General features: G+C 64.4%; 17 protein-coding genes. All 17 read right to left on the reverse strand.

Going from position 1 to position 19,745, the window contains the following annotated elements:
- Positions 1-267 precede the first annotated feature (267 nt).
- Positions 268-963 carry an ABC transporter ATP-binding protein gene (locus tag I6F28_RS05955; protein WP_036005758.1) on the reverse strand — a complete coding sequence of 232 codons (696 nt, stop codon included), beginning with the start codon at positions 961-963 and terminating at the stop codon, positions 268-270.
- Positions 963-1,712 carry an ABC transporter ATP-binding protein gene (locus tag I6F28_RS05960; protein ID WP_036005761.1) on the reverse strand — a complete coding sequence of 250 codons (750 nt, stop codon included), beginning with the start codon at positions 1,710-1,712 and terminating at the stop codon, positions 963-965. Before I6F28_RS05960 ends, I6F28_RS05955 begins: the two co-directional genes overlap by 1 nt.
- A complete protein-coding gene (locus tag I6F28_RS05965) occupies positions 1,709-3,013 on the reverse strand; it encodes a branched-chain amino acid ABC transporter permease (protein WP_225111756.1) in 1,305 nt (434 codons plus the stop codon). The genes I6F28_RS05960 and I6F28_RS05965 overlap by 4 nt, the downstream gene beginning before the upstream one ends.
- Complete coding sequence (locus I6F28_RS05970) at positions 3,010-3,957, reverse strand: branched-chain amino acid ABC transporter permease (protein WP_036005767.1); 948 nt, start codon at positions 3,955-3,957, stop codon at positions 3,010-3,012. Before I6F28_RS05970 ends, I6F28_RS05965 begins: the two co-directional genes overlap by 4 nt.
- A 114-nt stretch (positions 3,958-4,071) precedes the next feature.
- A complete protein-coding gene (locus I6F28_RS05975; RefSeq protein ID WP_036005770.1) occupies positions 4,072-5,304 on the reverse strand; it encodes a branched-chain amino acid ABC transporter substrate-binding protein in 1,233 nt (410 codons plus the stop codon).
- A 275-nt stretch (positions 5,305-5,579) separates the two neighbouring features.
- The gene (locus tag I6F28_RS05980) at positions 5,580-6,806 is read right to left on the reverse strand and encodes a TetR/AcrR family transcriptional regulator (RefSeq protein ID WP_082641338.1); all 1,227 of its coding nucleotides are present in this window, start codon (positions 6,804-6,806) and stop codon (positions 5,580-5,582) included.
- Between the two features lie 181 nt (positions 6,807-6,987).
- Positions 6,988-7,668, reverse strand: coding sequence for a response regulator transcription factor (locus I6F28_RS05985; protein WP_036023302.1), 681 nt, complete (start codon positions 7,666-7,668; stop codon positions 6,988-6,990).
- 276 nt (positions 7,669-7,944) lie between these two features.
- Positions 7,945-9,525 (reverse strand): Do family serine endopeptidase, encoded by a 1,581-nt coding sequence (locus I6F28_RS05990; protein WP_036035199.1) that lies wholly within the window; start codon positions 9,523-9,525, stop codon positions 7,945-7,947.
- Positions 9,526-9,746: 221 nt separating this feature from the next.
- Positions 9,747-11,090, reverse strand: a complete 1,344-nt coding sequence (locus I6F28_RS05995) for a methyl-accepting chemotaxis protein (protein WP_036005777.1) — start codon at positions 11,088-11,090, stop codon at positions 9,747-9,749.
- A 112-nt stretch (positions 11,091-11,202) separates the two neighbouring features.
- On the reverse strand, positions 11,203-11,685 hold the full coding sequence (locus tag I6F28_RS06000; RefSeq protein WP_036005780.1) for a cytochrome c-type biogenesis protein: 483 nt from the start codon (positions 11,683-11,685) through the stop codon (positions 11,203-11,205).
- A 4-nt stretch (positions 11,686-11,689) separates the two neighbouring features.
- Positions 11,690-13,672, reverse strand: a complete 1,983-nt coding sequence (locus I6F28_RS06005; RefSeq protein WP_225139470.1) for a heme lyase CcmF/NrfE family subunit — start codon at positions 13,670-13,672, stop codon at positions 11,690-11,692.
- Positions 13,669-14,178, reverse strand: coding sequence for a cytochrome c maturation protein CcmE (gene ccmE / locus I6F28_RS06010; protein WP_036005786.1), 510 nt, complete (start codon positions 14,176-14,178; stop codon positions 13,669-13,671). Before ccmE ends, I6F28_RS06005 begins: the two co-directional genes overlap by 4 nt.
- A 37-nt stretch (positions 14,179-14,215) precedes the next feature.
- Positions 14,216-15,322, reverse strand: coding sequence for a c-type cytochrome biogenesis protein CcmI (ccmI, locus tag I6F28_RS06015; protein ID WP_036005789.1), 1,107 nt, complete (start codon positions 15,320-15,322; stop codon positions 14,216-14,218).
- A 131-nt stretch (positions 15,323-15,453) separates the two neighbouring features.
- A complete protein-coding gene (locus I6F28_RS06020; protein ID WP_057027207.1) occupies positions 15,454-15,723 on the reverse strand; it encodes a hypothetical protein in 270 nt (89 codons plus the stop codon).
- Between the two features lie 99 nt (positions 15,724-15,822).
- Positions 15,823-17,223: a hypothetical protein gene (locus I6F28_RS06025; protein ID WP_036023270.1), complete on the reverse strand. Its 1,401-nt coding sequence runs from the start codon at positions 17,221-17,223 to the stop codon at positions 15,823-15,825.
- A 161-nt stretch (positions 17,224-17,384) separates the two neighbouring features.
- Positions 17,385-18,761 (reverse strand): ATP-binding protein, encoded by a 1,377-nt coding sequence (locus I6F28_RS06030; RefSeq protein WP_109144361.1) that lies wholly within the window; start codon positions 18,759-18,761, stop codon positions 17,385-17,387.
- Between the two features lie 109 nt (positions 18,762-18,870).
- Positions 18,871-19,545, reverse strand: a complete 675-nt coding sequence (locus I6F28_RS06035) for a response regulator transcription factor (RefSeq protein WP_036035233.1) — start codon at positions 19,543-19,545, stop codon at positions 18,871-18,873.
- Between the last annotated feature and the right edge of the window lie 200 nt (positions 19,546-19,745).

A 19,745-nucleotide genomic window follows, 5' to 3' on the forward strand; every position in this document is an offset into this window, starting at 1 on the left:
CTGCGCCTAGGTCCCTTGTGGAACGAGCAACGCGAAAGGCATTCGTGACCACACGTGATAGGCGCACGCGGAACGTTAAAGGGGCACTCGATCGGAACCAAGTTAAATCCCCGCAAGCTCGGGCCATGCGGACACCGGACGGAGCCTGCGGGAGCAGTGATCCGCTGTGGGCCTCCCCTTCCGACCACGCTGAGGAACATCAGCCGTTACGGGCGGACGTCCTTGTCGAGGGCATCGCGCCATTGCGGTCAAACCCGCCGGCTTCCCTCACACTTCCAGCCATTGCGCCCGAACGTCGCTGTTTGATTTCAGTTGCTCGGGCGTACCTTCGAAGACCACACGACCGTGCCCCATGACGTAGACGCGGTTGGAGATCTTCATCGCAATCGACAGCTTCTGCTCGACGAGCAAAATTGCGACGCCGGCCTGCGCAATGCGGGCGATGAGATCGCCGACCTGCTGCACGATCAAGGGCGCAAGACCTTCGGTCGGCTCGTCGATCATGATGAGATCGGGGTCGCCCATCAGGGTCCGGCACGTCGTGAGCATCTGCTTCTCGCCGCCTGACAGCACCCCCGCAGGCGTATCTGCCCGCGCGGCAAGATTCGGAAACATGTCGAGCATGTCCTGAAGCTGCCATTTGCCGGGACGCCGCGTATCCTTGATGCCGAGGAGCAGATTCTGGCGGACCGTCAGCCCCGGAAAGATGTCCCGATGCTCTGGCACATAGCCGAGACCGAGGCGCGCGATCCTGTAGCTCGGCAGCCCCGCGATGTCCTTGCCTTTGAAGCGGATCGTGCCTTGCGGCGCAACCTCGCCCATGATCGCCTTGACAGTGGTCGAACGTCCGACGCCGTTGCGGCCGAGCAGGCTGACGACCTCGCCTGCCGCAACGTCGAGATCGACGCCCTGGAGAATGTGGCTCTTGCCGTAATAGGCGTGCAGGTCCCTGACCTCCAGCATCAGTGCGCCTCCTCGCCGAGATAGGCTTCCTTAACTTTCGGGTCCCGCCTGATCTCCTCCGGCGTGCCGGAAGCAATGATGTGGCCGTAGACCAGCACGGAAATGCGGTCGGCCAGGCCGAACACAACGCTCATGTCGTGTTCGACGATGACCAGGGTCTTGCCCTCGGTCAGGCGCCGGATCAGCGACACCGCGCGGTCGGTCTCGGCGTGGCTCATGCCCGCCGTCGGTTCGTCCAGCAGCACGACGGTCGCGCCGCTGGCGATGGTGATGCCGATCTCGAGTTCGCGCTGCTCCGCGTAGGTCAACAAGCCGGCCGGAACATCGCGCCGATGCGTCAGATGGATGTCGTCGAGGATTTGCGCCGTGCGCTCGCGCACCTCCGGCAGGCTATCGACGTTCTTCCAGAAGGCGTATCGGTGCCCCGTCGCCCACAGCACGGCACAGCGGACGTTCTCCCAGACCGACATGCGCGCGAATACGTTGGTGACCTGGAACGACCGCGACAGGCCGCGCCGGTTGATCTCGAACGGCCTGAGGCCGGAGATCACATCGCCGTTCAGTCTCACCTCGCCCGAGGTCGGCTTGATGTGGCCACTGATGAGATTGAACGTCGTCGATTTCCCGGCACCGTTCGGACCGATGATGGCGTGACGCTCACCTTGCGCGACGCTGAGATTGAGATCGCGGATGATGCCGACATTGCCAAAGCGCTTCTCAACGGCGCGGACTTCGATCGCTGCCGTCATGCCAAGTACCCCCGATCGCGCGCGACCGTCGCCGCGCGGTCCCATGCCTCGGCGACGCGCCGCCAGCTCAGGCGCGCGACGAAGAAGCCGCCGATGAGGAGGACCGCCGCGCTCGCCCACGTCAGCGGCGACGCCGGACTGAAGGCAACGCCGAACAGGTTGATCGGATTGCCCTGACCGCTATGCGTGCGCGCGATCGATTCGATCGTCAGGATCACACCGCAAGCCAGTGCCAAGGTCGGCACCGCCGCGATCAGATAGGAAGGGATCACCGTCGGCAGAGTTCCGGCGCGAACCAGCGGCCGGTGCATCATGACCAGCCCGGCGATGCCGCCGGGGGACAGCATCACGATGCCGATGAAGATAATGCCGAAATAGAGCTGCCACACGCCGGTGACGCTGGTCAGCCCGAGCTGAAGATAGGTCACGAGGATTGCACCCAGGATGGGTCCGAAGAAGTACGCGACGCCGCCAATGAAGGTCGAGAACAGCACGAGGCCGGATTGGATCGCGCCGAGATAGGCGGCGTTGGCGATCTCGAAGTTGATCGCGGCCAGGCCCCCTGCCACGCCAGCGAAGAAGCCGGCAAAACAGAAGGCGATGTAGCGCACCACGTGCGGATCATAACCGATGAACTGGACGCGCTCGGGGTTGTCCCGCACCGCATTGCTGATTCGCCCCAGCGGGGTCCGCGTCAGCGCATACATCGCGACGGCCGAGATCACCAGCCAGAACGCGATGAGATAATAGACCTGAAGCTGCGGGCCGAAACTCAAGCCGAAGATCTTCGGCAAAGCCGTGCGGTCGGTCGATATTCCGGACTCGCCGCCGAACACCGAACGCAGGATCAGCGAGGACGACGCCACCAGTTCGGCAATGCCGAGCGAGATCATCGAGAACACGGTACCAGCCCGCTTGGTCATCAGCCAGCCGATGATGATCGCGAAAACGAGGCCGCCGAGTCCACCGAACAGCGGTATGAACGGCAGCGGGATTGGCCAGCCGTGCGAGACCACTGCATTCATCATGTGGCACGCTGCGAAGCCGCCGAGGCCGTAATGCACCGCATGGCCGAACGACAAGAGGCCGGTCTGGCCGAGCAGGATGTTGTAGGACAGCGCGAACACGATCGCGATGCCGATCAGGCTGAAGGACGTCAGCGAGCCGCCGGAGGAGAAGATCAGCGGCAGCACGATCAGCACGGCGATGCCGGCAAGCCATATGCCGTAGAAGCGCAGGCCGTCGCCGGCCGGCTTCCCTGCGATTGTCGATGTCGGCGTCGATGTCGTTTTGGCGTTCATGTCTCGCGCGTCCCCATCAGGCCCATGGGGCGTACGATCAGAATGATCACCAGCAGCAGGTAGGGTACGATCGGCGCCACCTGGGCAATGGTGACGTTCCAGATGTCGGTGAGCACGGACGGCCCTGCCGACGGATCGAGCGGACCGAAGGCGCTCGCCAACGAACCGTTCAGCGCCACCGCGAAGGTCTGTATCAGGCCGATCACCAGCGAGGCGATGAAGGCGCCCGGCAAGGAGCCGAGGCCGCCAAACACGATGACGACGAACAGGATCGGTCCCAGCGCCGCGGCCATGTCGGACTGCGTCACCAGCGCCGGACCGGCGATCACGCCGGCAATTCCCGCCAGCGCGCTGCCGACGCCGAACACCAGCATGAATATGCGTCCGACATTGTGACCGAGATGCCCCACCATATGGGGATGCGTCAGCGCGGCCTGAACGATCAGGCCCACCCTGGTGCGCTTGAGCACCATCAGCAACACGATGAATATCAGGATCGACACAGCCAGCATGAAAATCTTGTAGGCGGGATAATTCGTCGAGAAGATCGTGAAGGCCGGAAAGTCGAGCAGCGCCGGCACGCGGTAATCGACGGGGCTCCTGCCCCACATCATCGCCACGATTTCTTCGATCGCGAACGCAAGACCGAAGGTCAGGAGCAACTCCGCCACATGGCCGTGCTTGTGCGTATTGCGCAGGCCGTAGCGCTCGACCGCCATGCCGATCGCGCCGACCAGCAGCGGAGCCAGCAGCAGGGCCGGCCAGAAGCCAATCCATTTGGTGAGCTGGAAACCGAAGAAGGCGCCGAGCATGTAAAAGCTGGCATGGGCGAAGTTGAGCACGCCCATCATGCTGAAGATGACGGTCAGGCCGCTCGACAGCAGGAACAGCAGCATGCCGAACAGCAGACCGTTCAGCGTCGATATAACGATCAGTTCAAGCACAGTAATCACACCTCTGGCCGGGACAGAAACGGCCCCGGCGAAGTCGGTCCGGATGCGAGCAGCAACCTTCCCGCGAGCCGCTGTCGGCTGCGGGAAGGCAAAGCTATTCCAGGCTTACGGCCGGGTCATCTTGCAGGTTGTGGGAACCATCGTCTTGGATGTGTCGATCTTGGAAACCAGATGCCATCCCCAGCCGGTGCCTTCCTCGTCGAACGGCTCGTCTGCAGCGAGCTTGCCGAAGGACGAGATGTAGATCGGCTGGAAGAACTGGTGATCGTCCTTGCGCATGACGCCCTCACCGCCATCCAGCACCTCGAACTTGAGATCCTCGAGGGCAGCCGCGACCTTCACCGGGTCGAGCGAGTTGGCCTTCTCGGCCGCGGCCTTGAACATACGCATCTCGTTGACGGCGCGCGGATACCAAAGCGACATGTTGACCTTGGCACGGAAGGTCTTTTCGAAGTCCATCGCCGGCTGGTGGCCGGAATTGGCAAAGCCCTCGGTGATCTGGAAGACCTGATGGTCGAGACCGGTCTGCTTGATTGCGGTCGGACCACCAGCGCCGCCGGCATAGTAGGTGTACCAATTGACCTTCAGGCCGGCGTCCGCCGCGGCTTTGAGCAGCAGTGCGATGTCCTGGCCCCAGTTGCCGGTCACGACGCTATCGGCGCCCGAAGCCTTGATCTTGGCGATATAAGGCGAGAAGTCGGTGATCTTCAACAGCGGATGCAGTTCGTCACCGACGATTTGGATGTCGGGCCGCTTGGCGCCCAGCATCTTGCGCGCATCCGCACGCACCGACTGGCCGAAGGAGTAGTCCTGGTTGATCAGGTACACCTTCTTGATCGCGGGGACATCCTTCATGTAGCTGGTGAGCGCTTCCATCTTGATGTCGGAGCTCGCATCCCAGCGAAAATGCCAGTAGCTGCACTTTTCGTTGGTCAGGCTCGGATCTACGGCGGCATAGTTGAAGTAGAGCACTTCCTTGCCGGGATTGCGCGTGTTGTTCTTGGTAACGAAGTCGGACAGCGCTGCGGCGACCGACGAGCCGTTGCCTTGCGTGATGAAGCGGGCGCCGGCATCGATGGCCTTCTGCGCCTGCACCAGGCTTTCCTGCGGGTTGGTCTTGTTGTCGAGAGGCAGAATCTCGATCTTGCGGCCCAATATGCCGCCCTTGGCGTTGATCTCGTCAGCCAGATACTGGAACGTCTTCAAGCCGCCTTCACCGATGCTGGCGCCACCGCCGGACAGCGGATCGATGTAGCCGAACTTGATTGTTTCCTGCGCGAATGCCGCTCCTCCGAGCATCGTCAGCGCTGCCGCCGCAGCAATTGCGAGCTTGTGCATCCTGGCCTTCTCCCTTTTGTATGTTCTTGTCCTTGGCGATCGAAGCTGACTCACAACGTCGGTCGCGCCCACTCTTCGCTACTCCAATATTGAATACTGTGTAAAGTTTTGGTGCAAGAAGTAATTGCGGCCTCAACGTGAAGATTGCCGCGCGCCGTCCGGAATATTGAATTCACAGGCAACTTTTGGGATCAAAGCCGCGCTCAATCTGCGGCTGACATCAAGTCCGAACGGGAAAGGATGAAGAGCGCGATCAGGGTCTCAGATTGGTTGCTTTATACCACTCCCCGACGGGGCTTGAGCCCCAAAAGGAACAGCCGCGAAAAATAATCGGCAATCTGCATCGGAGACCAGCTCCGCTCGTCCCTGAACCAGATCGGGTACCAGTGGCCCATTCCAGTCAGAACGCGTTCGGCGAAGTAAGTGTCGACGCTGCGGAAGTATCCCTCGTCGATCCAACACTGGTGGTTTCTCTGGTCCTGCTGGATCGTTGCGAGCACCTGCCTGACATAGTGCTTGCGGTCAACGTCGTTGAGATAGTTGATGTTGTGGTAGGTCGCCTTCGGGCCGCAAGGGGTATCGTGCAGCATCAACAACAGGCGGACTCTCTGGACGACGTAATCGAACGCCCCGAGCCTCAGGTCCTGCAAATATTCTCGAATCCCGATCTCACCGGCCAGACCTCTTCGCAGGCAAGCCAGCAAGAGGCGCTCCTTCTCGCTGAAATGATAATAGATGCCGGCGCGGGTCATGCCTGCCTCCGCCGCGATGCTCTCGAGCGACGTACCGGACGCGCCCCTTCGATTGAAACTGTCCGAAGCAATCGAGAGCATCCTGTCCAGCTTCGCGGCGCGCTTGTTCAATTTCGAGCGGGACTGGAGAAATGGTGCCAGGCTCGGCGCTTCAGGCATGTCCGGTAAGGCAATCTCACGCCGATACACCCCATGCGTGATGATGTCGTCAATGGCATCAATCGCCTGCTGGCGCGAATAATAGTCGCGCTCGGAGAACCAGAACGGAACCCAATCCAGGATGGAGATGAGGGCGACGGCCGTAAGGAGCGGCTCCTCGCAGGCAATCGAGCCGTCGGCAATGCCACGCTTCAGAAAGTCGGCGAGCAGCGCGGCATTCTGCCAGCGCCTGGCATGCACGTCTTTGCTGTAAGACGCAGCCAGTGCATCGATGTCGGAGAACAGGATCATGCGCTGGCCTTCAGGCCGCAGCCGGGCTCTTATGAAGCGCCTGACGATTTCGAGCCCGTCTATCCCGGGTTCGGCCGCCGTCTCGATTTCGTGCCTGTAGATCGCAAGACCGCGCAGGTAGCAGTGAAAGATCAGGTCTTCCTTGTCGCGGAAGTAGTGGTACAGCGCTCCCGGCACCGATCGAACCGATGCTGCGACCTGCTCCATCGTCACATTCGCATAGCTATGGCGGGCAAACAGCTTGGAAGCCGACACGAGGATCTCTTCAGCTCGGTCGGACGGGAAGGCGGCGACTTGCAAGCTTGAATATCCTTCCTGATCGTGGACGGATTCACCCCGGTGAAACGTCCACTACCACACGTCGGATATTCTTGCCATCGGACGAGGCGTTAGGCCAGTATCGCCCGCAACCCTCGGACGGCGGTGCAAATGAAGACGCAGCCGATGATTGCAGGCGCGCCGTAGATCGACGCCGAACGCCCTATCTCATGCCGTCACGGATCATGTATCCGGCGCCGCGGATCGTGTGCAGCAGCGGGCGCTCGAAGCCCTTGTCGATCTTGGAGCGCAGCCGCGAGATGTGCACGTCGATGACGTTGGTCTGCGGATCGAAATGATAGTCCCAGACATTCTCCAGCAGCATGGTCCGCGTCACCACCTGGCCGGCGTGCTTCATGAGGTATTCGAGCAAGCGAAATTCGCGCGGCTGCAGCGTCAGCTCGTCCTTGCCGCGGGCGACGCGATGCGAGAGCCGGTCGAGCTCGAGATCGCCGACGCGATAAAGCGTCTCCTCGGCGGGACCGCCGCGGCGGCGCGACAGCACTTCGACGCGGGCCAGCAGCTCGGCGAAGGAATAGGGCTTCGGCAGATAATCGTCGCCGCCGGCGCGCAGACCCTTGATGCGGTCATCGACCTGCCCGAGCGCGGAGAGAATCAGCACCGGCGTCGTATTGCCCTTGTCGCGCAATGCGCCGATCAGCGACAGCCCGTCGCGCTTGGGCAGCATGCGGTCGACCACCAGCACGTCGTATTCGCCGTTCTCTGCCATGGCGAGGCCTTCCTCGCCGTCGGCGGCGTGGTCGGCGATGTGTCCGACTTCGCGAAACGCCTTGGCGAGGTAATCGGCGGATTCACGGTCGTCTTCGATGATGAGGAGGCGCATCGTGCGTTCGGCGGCGGTCAAGGAGGTCAACCTTCTCTAAACATGGCGCGAGCGGCGACCGCATGCAAGCCGAGCAGGAGAGGCTCGAAGCGGGGAAAAAGGCGGGCGGTGAAGCTGGGGGGACCTCACCGCCCTAGGCCTTCCGACGGAGGGGGGCGTAATTCCACCGGAAGGTAGATGAGGGAAGCCAGCGTTGCGCTGCTTCCCCGAAGGGCACCGGCGGCGGGGGCGACTGATGCCGGCGGTACCCTTCATCTCGTGGGCCTCCTGAAGGCCTCAGCCCTTGGCGATGGGCACCGCGACGAAGCGCGACTGGCCGCCGCTCTTCACGCGCATCAGGACGCTGTTCTTGTTGTCGGTCCGCGCCGCATTGATGGCGTCGCGGACTTCGCCGGCGGTCGCCACGCTCTTGCCGCCGACCTCGAGGATCACGTCGCCTTCCTTGAAGCCGCGTTCGGCCGCCGCGCTCTTCGGATCGACCTCGGTGACCACGACGCCTTCCTTGCCGGCACCGGCCACGGAATTGGCCGGCGCAACGGTCATGCCGAGCTTCGGCACGTCGGTGCCCTTGCTGGCGCCCTTGCCGCTGTCCTTGTCGGTATCGGCCTTGGCCTCGACCGTATTCGGCAACTGGCCGAGGGTGAGATTGACGATCTTGTCCTGGCCCTTGTGCAGCACGTTGAGCTTCACGGACGCGCCGGGCGCCATGCCGCCGATCGTGCGGGCGAGCTCGCGGGCATCCTTGACGGGGTCGCCGTTGACCGCGGTGATCACGTCGCCGGACTCGATGCCGGCCTTCGCGGCCGGACCGTTGGCCTGCGGCTCCGCCACCAGCGCGCCTTCGGCCTTCTTCATGCCGAGGCTGTCGGCGATGTCGGAGGTGACGGGCTGGATCTGGACGCCGATCCAGCCGCGGCTGACCGAGCCCTTGTCCTTGAGCTGCGCAACCACGCTCTTGACGGTGTTGGCCGGGATCGAGAACGCGATGCCGACGCTGCCGCCGGAGGGCGAGTAGATCGCGGTGTTGACGCCCATCACCTCGCCGTTGGTATCGAAGGCCGGACCGCCGGAATTACCCTTGTTCACGGGCGCGTCGATCTGGATGAAATCGTCATACGGGCCGTTGCCGATGTCGCGGCCGCTCGCCGAGACGATGCCCGCGGTCACGGTGCCGCCGAGACCGAAGGGATTGCCGACCGCGAGCACCCAGTCGCCGATCCGCGGTTTGCTGTCGGCGAGCTTGGCGAACGGGAAGTTCGTGCTGCCTTCGACCTTGATCAGCGCGAGGTCGGTGCGCTGGTCGGTGCCGATCACCTTGGCGGTGTAGGTCTTGCCGTCGTCGGTGGTAACCTCGACCTTGTCGGCGCCATCGACCACGTGGTTGTTGGTCACGGCATAGCCGTCAGCCGAGATGAAGAAGCCGGAGCCCTGCCCCTGCACGACGCGGCCACGGCCGCCCTTCAGGCCGGGGGGCAAACCATCCGGACCACCGAAGCGGCGGAAGAAGCGCTCCATCGGCGAGCCCGGCTGGAACGGCGAGGAGGAATCGTCGCCGTCGTCATTGCTGGCGGTCTTCTCCTTCATGTTGACCTTGACCGAGATCACCGAAGGCTTCACGCGCTCGACGACGTCGGCGAATCCGACCGGACGCTCGACCTTGCGGACCTCGTTGTTGACCTGCGCATGCGCCGGGCTGGAGAACAGGTCGGCCGGCGAGGTCGACGGGCTGAAGCCATAGACAGCCGCGCCGAGACCGGCGACGACCGAAGCCATCAGCGCGAGCTTGCGCGCGGAAAACACCGACCGGCGCGGCTGCCGGTAGGACGGGAGGTTCGAAAGGTCGATACGATCGTTCATGCGGAAATCTCCAGAGCCCTGAATTCCTGTTGGTGCCGGATGCCGGCACCTTGCGGACCTGAACATGGGGACTCCCGCCTTACCGCGCGCTGGCGGCGGGGTTAAACTTTCGTAATGATGTGTCGAGGCGGATGCGGCAGTTTAGCACAGGCCAAAAATCGTGGCCTTACAGGAACTTAATCGAGTTCCCCGACAAAGCGGCAGGCGCGAATTCTGGCCCCTCAGCTCGCCCTGACACTGACGATGAACTCGTCGACTTCGCGCTTCAAGGTCTCGGCCTGCCGCGACAGATCGACGGCCGAATCCCTGGCTTCGGCCGCCATGCGGCCGGTCTCGGCCGAGGTGGAGGTGATCTGGACGATATGGTTGGAGACGTCGAGGGTTCCGCGCGCGGCGTCCTGGGCGCTGCGCGTGATCTCCTGTGTGGCGTTGCGCTGCTGGGCGGTATCGACCTCGATGCCCGACATAATCGACGAGATCTCCGACAGCGTCCTGGAAATGCCGTCGATCGCGCCGCGGGTCTCCGCGGTGATGCCCTGAATGCTGGCGACCTGCGAGGTGATCTCCTCCGTCGCCTTGCTGGTCTGATGCGCCAGGTTCTTCACTTCCGAGGCGACCACCGCAAACCCCTTGCCCGCTTCGCCGGCCCGTGCCGCCTCGATGGTGGCGTTGAGCGCCAGGAGATTGGTCTGCGATGCGATCGCCTGGACGAGCTGGACGACCTCGCCGATCTTTTCGGCGGCATCCGACAGCGTGTGAATGGTATCGCGGCTCTTCTCCGCCTGGCTTGCAGCGCCCTCGGCGCGCTGGGTCGCGTCCGTGACGCGGCGGCTGATCGTGCCGATCGAGTTCGTCATCGCCTCGGCGGACCCTGCAACCGTCTGCACGCTGGCGCTGGCCTGGCTCGCCGCGCTCGCGACCGCATTGGCCTTGGTGCTGGTGTCGTTGGCGGTCCGCGACAGCGTCTCCGCGTTGGTCTTCAGATGCACGGCCGATGACGCCACGCTGGCGACGACACTGGCGACGAGATCGTTGAAGCGCTTGATCCTGTTATCGAGGAATTTCGACCGCTCGGCCTGATGCTGCGCTTCATGCAGCTGCTGCTCGGAGAGGCGGCGCCGCTCGATGCCGTTGGTCTTGAACACCTCCAGCGCACCGGCGAGCAGGCCGATCTCGTTGGTGCGGCCGAGCCCCGGAACTGATGTCTCGAACTTCTGGTCGGCAACCTCGCGCATGGCATGCACGATGGCCGCGAGGGGATTGAGGATGCCGTTGCGCACGGCGAACCAGGTGGTGAAGCAGATCGCGAAAGCGACGACGGCGATCACGCCGCAGGCGACCAGGAAATAAGAAAACGCGGTCTGCGCCTGCTGGTAGATCTGCATGGCATGGTCGCGCGCCGGGCCGCTCAGCGCGGCGAAGTTCGAGGACAGGCTGGTGATCTCGTTGTTGAGATAGAGGACCGCGATGAAGCCGGTGCCGCCGCCGATGCCAAGCAGGAACAATAACGCAGCGACGACGGCGCCGACCAGGAAGCGGATCGTCAGATTGCTGTTCGCGAACATCGGGGGGACTCAGGAGCTGGAATCAAATCTCGCGACAAGCTTCCAGACAAAGGTCAATTTAGCATGAACCACGCAGCCGTTGCCGCGCACTGCGTGCACGACGTAGACGGCTTCAGGGCGATTTGGGTTCGTCCGACATCAAGGCCGCGAGCCGTGCCTTCTCGTCGGGCGTGAGCGGCGGTGCCGGTACGTCCACACCAGTTCGCGAGCGGCGGCGGATTTGCAGCCACAGCGCCAGGCCGCCGCCGATCAGCAGCACCGGCCCGAGCAGCCACAGCAGCAGGGTCTGCAGCTCGAAGCGCGGCTTGAGCAGCACGAACTCGCCGTACCGCGCCACCAGGAAATCGAGCACCTGCGAATTGCTGTCGCCGGCCGCGATGCGCTCGCGCACCAGCAGTCTGAGATCGCGTGCCAGCGGCGCATCGGAATCGTCGATCGACTGATTCTGGCAAACCATGCAGCGAAGCTCGCGCGACAATTCGCGCGCGCGCGATTCCTTCACCGGATCCGGCATGATCTCGTCGGGCTGCACGGCGTGGGCCGCCGGCAAAGCCAGCAACACCAACGCGATGAACGCGGCCATCATCCGGCGCATCGGGTCATTCCGCGGGCTGGAGGCGCTGCTTGGCCCGCGCCGGCTTCGGCGCGCCGACCCGCAGACGGCGGTCGGAGAGTGAGAGCACGCCGCCGAACGCCATCAGCACCGGTCCCCACCAGATCAGGAGAACCAGCGGCTTGTGATAGATGCGCACGGCGATGGCGCCTTCGGCGGTGGCGTCGCCGAGCGAGACGTAGAGCTGGCTCGCGCCGCTGGTCAACAGCGCGGCCTCCGTCGTCGAGGAGCCGCGGGTGGTGAAGCTGCGCTTGGACGGCGTCATCACCGTGACCGCCTCGCCATCGCGGCTGATCTTGAACTCTGCGATCATCTCGCGGTAGTTCGGGCCCTGGCGTTGAAACAGCCCGTCGAGCTTCAGATCGTAGCCGGCGACATGGGCAGTCTCGTTCGGTTTCATGGTCGCGATGTATTCGCTGTTCCAGGTGGTCTCGCAGACGATCCCGATCAGCGCAACGCCGAGGCCGGCATGCGCGAACGCGGTGCCCCAGGCCGAGCGCGGCAGGCCGCGCGCCCGGTGCAGCACCGTTGCGAACGGCAGGCGCACCAGGCCCGTCCGTTCGACGAGGTCGGTGACCGCGCCGGCGATGACGAAGACGCCGAGCCCGATCGCGAGCGGTGCCAGCGCGCTGCCGCCCCGCACCCAGGCCCAGACGATGGCGACCACGACCAGCCCGGCAACGCCGGCCGCGAGCAGGCGCTGCATCACGCCGAGCAGGTCGCCGCGCTTCCACGCCAGCATCGGCCCGAACGGCACCGCGAGCAGCAGCAGCGCGAACAGCGGCGCGAAGCTCAGATTGTAGAAGGGTGCGCCGACCGACATCTTGAAATCGGCGAGCATCTCCATCGCGAGCGGATAAAGCGTGCCGAACAGCACCACGGCGCAAGCCACCGTGAGCAGCAGATTGTTCAGCACCAGCGCGCCCTCGCGCGAGATCGGTGCGAACAGGCCGCCCTGCTTCAGCGAGGTGGCGCGGCCCGCGAACAGCGACAGGCTGCCGCCGATGAACAGGCACAGGATCAAGAGGATGAACACGCCGCGGGTCGGATCGGTGGCGAAGGCGTGCACCGAGGTGATGACGCCCGAGCGCACCAGAAAGGTGCCGAGCAGCGACAGCGAGAAGGTCAGGATCGAGAGCAGGATGGTCCAGACCTTCAGCGCGTTGCGCTTCTCCATCACCAGCGCCGAATGCAATAGCGCGGTGCCGGCGAGCCAGGGCATCAGCGAAGCGTTCTCCACCGGATCCCAGAACCACCAGCCGCCCCAGCCGAGCTCGTAATAGGCCCAATACGAGCCCATGGCGATGCCGAGGGTCAGGAAGATCCAGGCGACCAGCGTCCAGGGCCGCACCCAGCGCGCCCAGGCCGCATCGATCCGTCCCTCCATCAGCGCCGCGATCGCGAAGGAGAACGAGATCGAGAAGCCGACATAGCCGAGATAGAGCATCGGCGGGTGCACGGCGAGACCGATGTCCTGGAGCACGGGATTGAGATCGCGTCCCTCGATCGGGGGGCTCGCGATGCGCAGGAACGGGTTCGATGTCATCAGGATGAAGAGGTAGAACGCGCTGGCGACCCAGGCCTGCACAGCCAGCACATGCGCGCGCAGCGAGAGCGGCAGATTATTGCCGAAGCTGGCGACCAAGCCGCCGAACAGCGCGAGGATCAACACCCACAGCAGCATCGAGCCTTCATGGTTTCCCCACACGCCGGTAATCTTGTAGAGCAGCGGCTTCATCGAGTGGGAATTCTCGTAGACGTTGGCGACGGAGAAATCCGAGTTCACGTGCAGCATCACCAGCGCGGTGAACGAGGCGCCGACGAATAGCAGCTGCGCGAGCGCGGTGGAGCGCGCCACGTTCATCAGGGCGGCGTCGCCAAGGCGCGCACCGACCAGCGGCACGACGGACTGGATCAGTGCGAGGGCGAGCGCCAGCACCAGCGCGTAATGTCCTGATTCCGCGATCACCGCACCGCTCCCTGCGGATTGCCCTGGGCGGTCGTCGCCGCGGGTTTGGCAGCGCCAGAAGCTTGGGCGCCGTAATCGTCCTTCCAGTGCCCCTGCTTCTTCAGGGCATCGGCGACGTCCTTGGGCATGTAGGTCTCGTCGTGCTTGGCAAGGACGGTATCGGCCTTGAACACGCCGTTGGCATCGAGTGCGCCTTCCGCCACGACGCCCTGCCCTTCGCGAAATAGGTCGGGCAGAATGCCTTTGAAGGCGACCGGCAGCTTGGCGTTGCCGTCGGCGACCTCGAACGTCACCGCGAGATTGTCGCCGCGCTGGAGCGAGCCGGGCTGCACCAAGCCGCCGAGGCGAAACCGCTTGCCGGGCTCGACATGCTTCTCGGCGACCATGGTCGGGGTCGAGAAGAACACGATGGAGTCGCGCAGCGCGTTGAGCACCAGCGCGGCGGCGAGCGCGAGCACGGCGAGCGATCCGCCGATGATGGTCATACGTCGCTGCTTGCGCGTCATGGCGTATCCGTTCTCCGCATCTCTCGTCCCGAAATCATCATCCGCCGATCCCGAGAGTCTTCAGGCCTTCGTTGAGCTGGCGCAGCCGCTCGGCGTTGCTGGCAACCGCCTGCCGGGCATCGGCCGAAGCGCCCATTGCCTTGTCCCGCTCGCCCATCACCAGATAGGCGCGCACGAGACGCAGCCAGCCCTCGACATCGTCGCCGTTCTGTTTCAGCCGCGTCGCGAGACGATCGACCATGCCGCGCACCATGGCGTTGCGATCGGTTTCGGCCATGTCCTTGGAGGCAGCAATCGTCTCGTCGGACAGCGCCGGCAGCGTGCCGCCGCCACCGACCCGCGCCAGCGAGGACTGCACCAGGGCACGCCACGGCGCATCCGCAGGCGCTTTCGCAAGCAGCGCGCGCCAGATATTGGCCGCGTCGTCCTTGCGGCCGTCCTGCTCGGCGGCAAGGCCCAGAAAGTAATTCGCCTTGGGATCGTCGGCGTTCAAGGCGTGTGCGCGCTCGAATTCGGCCTTGGCCTCGGCGGTCACCACGCCGCCGGCGGCAGCCGAGATCGCTTCGCCGAGATCGGACCTGCGCTCCGCGCTTTCGCCATTGTAGGTGAGCGAGTTGCGATAGGCGCGCACCGCGTCGTCGAAGCGGCCGAGCCGCTCCAGAACCGGCGCGAGCACGTTCCAGCCGCGCCCGTCCGTCGGATTCTTCTCAAGATGCTGCTCGACCTGCACGACGAGGTTCTCGAGCGACTGCGCCATGCCACCCCCGCGCTCCCGCTGCGCAAGGGGAAAGTCCTGCAGCCGGGGCGAGCCGAGTGGCATGTAGACGCCGGCCGCGATGAGCGGCAGTCCGGCAAGCGCCAGCACGGCCGCCGCACGGCGCCATTTGAGGTTCGACTTCGGCGCCGTTGCCGGCTCGCTGGCCGCCGCCGCGAGCAGCCTGCGGCTGACCTCGACGCGCGCAGCCTCCGCCTCCGGCGCCAAGATCAACCCTGCGGCGAGATCACGCTCAATTTCGGCCAGCTGGTCCTTGTAGACCGCGACCTCGCTGCCCTGATCTTGTGCGCGGCTGGTGCGGCCAAGCGGCAAGAGCACGGCGAAAATCGCCGCGACCGTCATCAGCGCGAACACGAACCATAGCGTCATCTGGCAAGCTTCCGGCGGCGCCCGAACCGCGCCTGTAGGTGCCTTTACACCACGGCCGGACGATGCGGCAATTGACAATTGTCAAGGCGGCGCAACCGCATGTAGTGCCGAAAAGGTGAAAATCCAACGCCTTAGCCGATCTCGAAGTCGACACTTTGCGCGGCCTGCTCGCCGTGCCCGTCGAAGGCCTTTAGGAAGTATGTTCCCGGCTTGATTGCATCCGGCAATCTGATGCGCAGCGCTCCGACCGGAACCCGAGATGCAACCCTGGTGGCGGTCTCAGGCAGCTGCCGATCGCTGGCCTTCTCGACCAGCACCACCTTGGCTCCAACCATCAGCCGTTGATACTTGGCAACGATGACGCGGTTCTCAATTTCAATCGAGCTGATGACCGGTTTCATGCGCCTACAGATGGAAATTTCCAGACTTGCACCCGCGAAAGTACGGTGCGCCATCGGCGTCGTCAACTTAAAATTGTGATCAGGAAAAATGCGCGCCGATCAGCCTGCGCGCGACGATTTGCGCTCGCCCGTGAGTGCATTTTCGGCGGCCCGGCTCATCAATGAGGCGTAATCGTCGCCGAACAGCACCTGGCAGAAGCGGATCGCGGCCTGCACCTGCTGCTGCCGATAGGTGCGAACCTTGTGATCGGCGGCACGCAGCGACTGCACCAGCTGCTCGGTCGACCGTTCCACATATTGCTGGAGATCGGAGAAGGTACGCAGCGTCACCTCGTTGATCGCAAGCTCGCTCGCATAGTTGCGGCACGTCGCGACGAAGTCGATCAGTGCCACCGTTTCCTCGACTTCGGTGCTGTCGATCCGCGCGCCCGGCGGAATGTCCTTTTCGGGGCGCTGGCGTAGGATGCGGCGGACGCGGCCGGGAACGCTGTCGATCTCGGACTGCAGCGCATTGGAGATGTCGGCCCGGATCGACGTCAGTTGCTTGCCCCAGGTCGAATCGTTGCGCAGGTCGAGCTCGGTGCGCAGTCCGCGCACGCCGTCGTGCAGCGTCTTGAGGTTGCCGGCGACATTGTCGAAATGGCCGCGCTTGATGTCCATGCGCAGGACCGCGGCGACGCAGGACAAATCGTGCAGGGCCATCGTGACGGCCATACCGTAGGGCGTCGCCGCGACGCGGATCTCGTCATCGGACGCCGCTATCTTGACCGCAAGGCGGATGATCTGCCAGGGCGCGGTCATCCGCTGCACGACGATCGACAAGGCGAAAGGCAGCATCTGCGGCGTCTGAAGCGCCGGAATGTTGAGCGCCGACGTCACCGAGGCGATCTGGGAATCCCCGAAGGCCCGCAAGGTGCGCGGTAATTTCTCGTTCAATGTCGCAATGGCGTCCCGGACCTGGAGCACCGCACCGATCGAATAGAGATCCTCGATCACGTTGGGCGGTCCGACCCGGGCCAGCGCCCGCGACTTGTCGCCGCCGCCCGGCCCCGTCAGCTCGAAGATGGCGTCCGCGGCCACCGCCTGAAGCTTCTGCGCCAGGGCTTCGACCTGCCCAGCACTGTCCGCCGGCATGCGCGCCAGCGCCGCCTCGAATTCGTTCACCTTGTCCGGTGCGCCGTCACGGCCAAGCCACTGCCAGATTGGCTGCAGCGAGGAGCGGCGAATCTGGCCGGCCCTGACAGGAGTGCCCGCTTCGACGAGGAAAGGTTCCAACACCTGGAATAGGAGCCGCGACAGATCGTCCGTGCGCGGCGGCAAAGCCTCGTCGGCCTCGCTCTTGCGGACGATCTTGCGCAGCTGCTCGAGCACGAGGGTGGCCACCGCCGTGTCCTGGCCGCGCTCCAGCGCACGCTCGAACTCCCGCATCAGCAGTGCCTGCGACTGCGGCGGGAGCTGCGCGAGATATTCCCTCAGCCGCTCGATCGATGTCTGGCTCATGCGCCCGGGTAATGCACGGTAAAATGGCGGACATGGGATGGGTCCGGCGCGATCATAGGGGGTCCCCACTTAAGAAGCCGTTTAGGAAGCTGCCTCGAATGCCTCCCATGCTTCGCTGGAGGAGCCTCGGCCGCGCCGAAAATTGTCGTCGAAACAAGGGATTATAGTCCGGGAAGAACCAGCTCGGCGCGCAGCCCCCCAGTCGGAGCGCTGCCGAGCGAAAGGCTGCCGCCATAGAGGGCCGCGAGGTCGGTCACGATCGACAGCCCCAGTCCCGACCCGGGCTTGGACTCGTCGAGGCGCTTGCCGCGCCGGGCGACCTGGGCGCGCTCGGCTTCCGACAGACCACGGCCGTCGTCGTCGACGATGACCCGCAAACGCGGGCCGGCGCCGGCCCGCTGTTGCGGCTCGACCAGGACCTCAATGAGGACGCGGGAGGCCGCCCATTTGCAGGCATTGTCGACGAGATTGCCGACCATCTCCTCAAGATCCTGCCGCTCGCCCCGGAACTTGGCGGATGGATCGGCCTTGGCCTCGACCACGATGCCGCGGTCGCGATGGATCTTCTCCATGGTCCGCCGCAGTCCCTCGATGGCAGGCGCCACCTCCGTCACGGTCGCGACCACCGAGACCCGTGCCGCGATGCGGGCGCGCTCCAGATGATGGGCGACCTGATCACGCATCACATCCGCCTGCTCCATCACCTTCTCCGCGAACGGATCGGCGGCATGCGCGCTGGCTTCGTTGACGATGACCGAAAGCGGCGTCTTGATCGCATGAGCGAGATTGCCGACATGGGTGCGCGCCCGCTCGACGATCTCGCGATTGGCGTCGATCAGCGCGTTGGTCTCGCGCGCCAGCGGCGCGATCTCGACCGGGAATTCACCCTCGAGCCGTTCCGCCCGCCCGGAGCGGATGTCGGCGATCGCGTCCGAGATGCGCTTGAGCGGTGCAAGGCCGAAACGGACCTGAAACACGGTCGTCAGCAGCAGCACGATGCCGAGCGCCGTGAAGGTGCCGCCGAGATAGTAGTCGAAGCTGCGTGTCTCGTCGAAAATCTCGGTATCGTCCCCGGCGACGCTGACCAGAAATTTGCCGTCGGCACCGAGATCGACCGGCCGTTCCACCATGCGCAGATTCTGCCCTTCCGGCCCGTCGACATAGGCGAGGCGGATGCCGGCGGCGGTGAGCTCGGCACCCTGCTCTTCGAGCTTCGGTAGCTTCTTGTCCCAAAGCGAGCGCGAGGAGCGCACTTCCGGCTTTTCGGTGTCGGTCCGCGTGATCTGCCAGTACCAGCCGGACAGCGGCAGGTCGAACAGGGGCTCGCCAAGCGACTGGAACTGGCGGTCCGGCGGCTCGTCGGGCGTTGCGACCTCGGCGATGAGGGTGCGCAGATAGAGATTGAGCCGGCGGTCGAAGGCGCGCTCGGTGGCGTTCTTGTAGACCGACGACAGCACCACGCCTGTGATGGCCAGGATCACCACGAGCCAGGCGGTCGCCGACAGGAACAGTCGGTTCGCAAGCGAGCTAGCGGCCATCGGAATGATCCCGGGCGGCGCAGGATGGCAGGTGGTCGGACGTCATGACCGGACCAAGGGCCCTGTTCGGCCTCCCGTCAAGCCAAGATACTTCAAAGGCCGGAACGCCTCAGGCGCCCGGGGCCGGCGGCGGGGTCAGGAGATAGCCCAGGCCGCGGACGGTCTGGATGATGTCGACGTCGAGCTTCTTGCGGATGCGGCCGACGAAGACCTCGATGGTGTTGGAGTCGCGGTCGAAATCCTGGTCGTAGAGATGCTCGACCAGCTCGGTGCGCGAGACCACCCGCCCGGAATGGTGCATCAAGTAGGCCAGAAGCCGATATTCGTGCGAGGTCATCTTGACGGGATTGCCCGACACGCTGACCCGGCCGGTTCGGGTATCGAGCGTCACCGGCCCGCATGTCAATTCGCTCTGGGCGTGGCCGGTGGAGCGGCGCAGCAGGGCGCGGATGCGCGCCAGCACCTCCTCCAGGTGGAACGGCTTTGCGACGTAGTCGTCGGCGCCGGCATCGAAGCCCTGCACCTTGTCGCTCCAGCGGTCACGTGCGGTAAGGATCAGGACCGGCATGGTGCGGCCGTTGCGGCGCCAGGCTTCCAGCACCGAGATGCCGTCCTTCTTCGGCAGGCCGATATCGAGCACCACGGCGTCATACGGCTCGTTGTCGCCGAGATAGTGCCCCTCCTCCCCGTCGAAAGCCCGATCGACGACATAGCCGGCGTCGGTCAGCGCCTTGGTGAGCTGGCGATTGAGATCGGGGTCGTCCTCAACAACGAGCAGGCGCACGCTTCTCTCCAAGGATAGGCTGCAAGAACAGGCGACATGAACACCGCCACAGATGAGCAATTCCGGCGTGAACTGAATATGAACGCAGGGAACCGGGCTACGTTACTTTTTGGTCATATACGACCCGGCGCGCGCAAATGCGACTGCGCCCACCATGCCGCCGGAGGAGCCGGTGGCATGGTGGGCGCAACGTGCCGCAT

Origin of the sequence: Bradyrhizobium sp. NBAIM14, assembly GCF_020193895.1 — a bacterium.
Taxonomy (GTDB): Bacteria; Pseudomonadota; Alphaproteobacteria; order Rhizobiales; family Xanthobacteraceae; genus Bradyrhizobium; species Bradyrhizobium yuanmingense.

Excerpts from the sequence above, each read along its gene's own strand:
- I6F28_RS06030 (WP_109144361.1), bottom strand. The coding sequence starts at position 18,761 with ATGGCCGCTAGCTCGCTTGCGAACCGACTGTTCCTGTCGGCGACCGCC.
- I6F28_RS05975 (WP_036005770.1), bottom strand. The coding sequence starts at position 5,304 with ATGCACAAGCTCGCAATTGCTGCGGCGGCAGCGCTGACGATGCTCGGA.
- I6F28_RS05985 (WP_036023302.1), bottom strand. The coding sequence starts at position 7,668 with ATGCGCCTCCTCATCATCGAAGACGACCGTGAATCCGCCGATTACCTC.
- I6F28_RS05955 (WP_036005758.1), bottom strand. The coding sequence starts at position 963 with ATGCTGGAGGTCAGGGACCTGCACGCCTATTACGGCAAGAGCCACATT.
- I6F28_RS06000 (WP_036005780.1), bottom strand. The coding sequence starts at position 11,685 with ATGCGCCGGATGATGGCCGCGTTCATCGCGTTGGTGTTGCTGGCTTTG.
- I6F28_RS06025 (WP_036023270.1), bottom strand. The coding sequence starts at position 17,223 with ATGAGCCAGACATCGATCGAGCGGCTGAGGGAATATCTCGCGCAGCTC.
- I6F28_RS05990 (WP_036035199.1), bottom strand. The coding sequence starts at position 9,525 with ATGAACGATCGTATCGACCTTTCGAACCTCCCGTCCTACCGGCAGCCG.
- I6F28_RS05965 (WP_225111756.1), bottom strand. The coding sequence starts at position 3,013 with ATGAACGCCAAAACGACATCGACGCCGACATCGACAATCGCAGGGAAG.
- I6F28_RS06020 (WP_057027207.1), bottom strand. The coding sequence starts at position 15,723 with ATGAAACCGGTCATCAGCTCGATTGAAATTGAGAACCGCGTCATCGTT.
- ccmI (WP_036005789.1), bottom strand. The coding sequence starts at position 15,322 with ATGACGCTATGGTTCGTGTTCGCGCTGATGACGGTCGCGGCGATTTTC.
- I6F28_RS05960 (WP_036005761.1), bottom strand. The coding sequence starts at position 1,712 with ATGACGGCAGCGATCGAAGTCCGCGCCGTTGAGAAGCGCTTTGGCAAT.
- I6F28_RS05995 (WP_036005777.1), bottom strand. The coding sequence starts at position 11,090 with ATGTTCGCGAACAGCAATCTGACGATCCGCTTCCTGGTCGGCGCCGTC.
- ccmE (WP_036005786.1), bottom strand. The coding sequence starts at position 14,178 with ATGACGCGCAAGCAGCGACGTATGACCATCATCGGCGGATCGCTCGCC.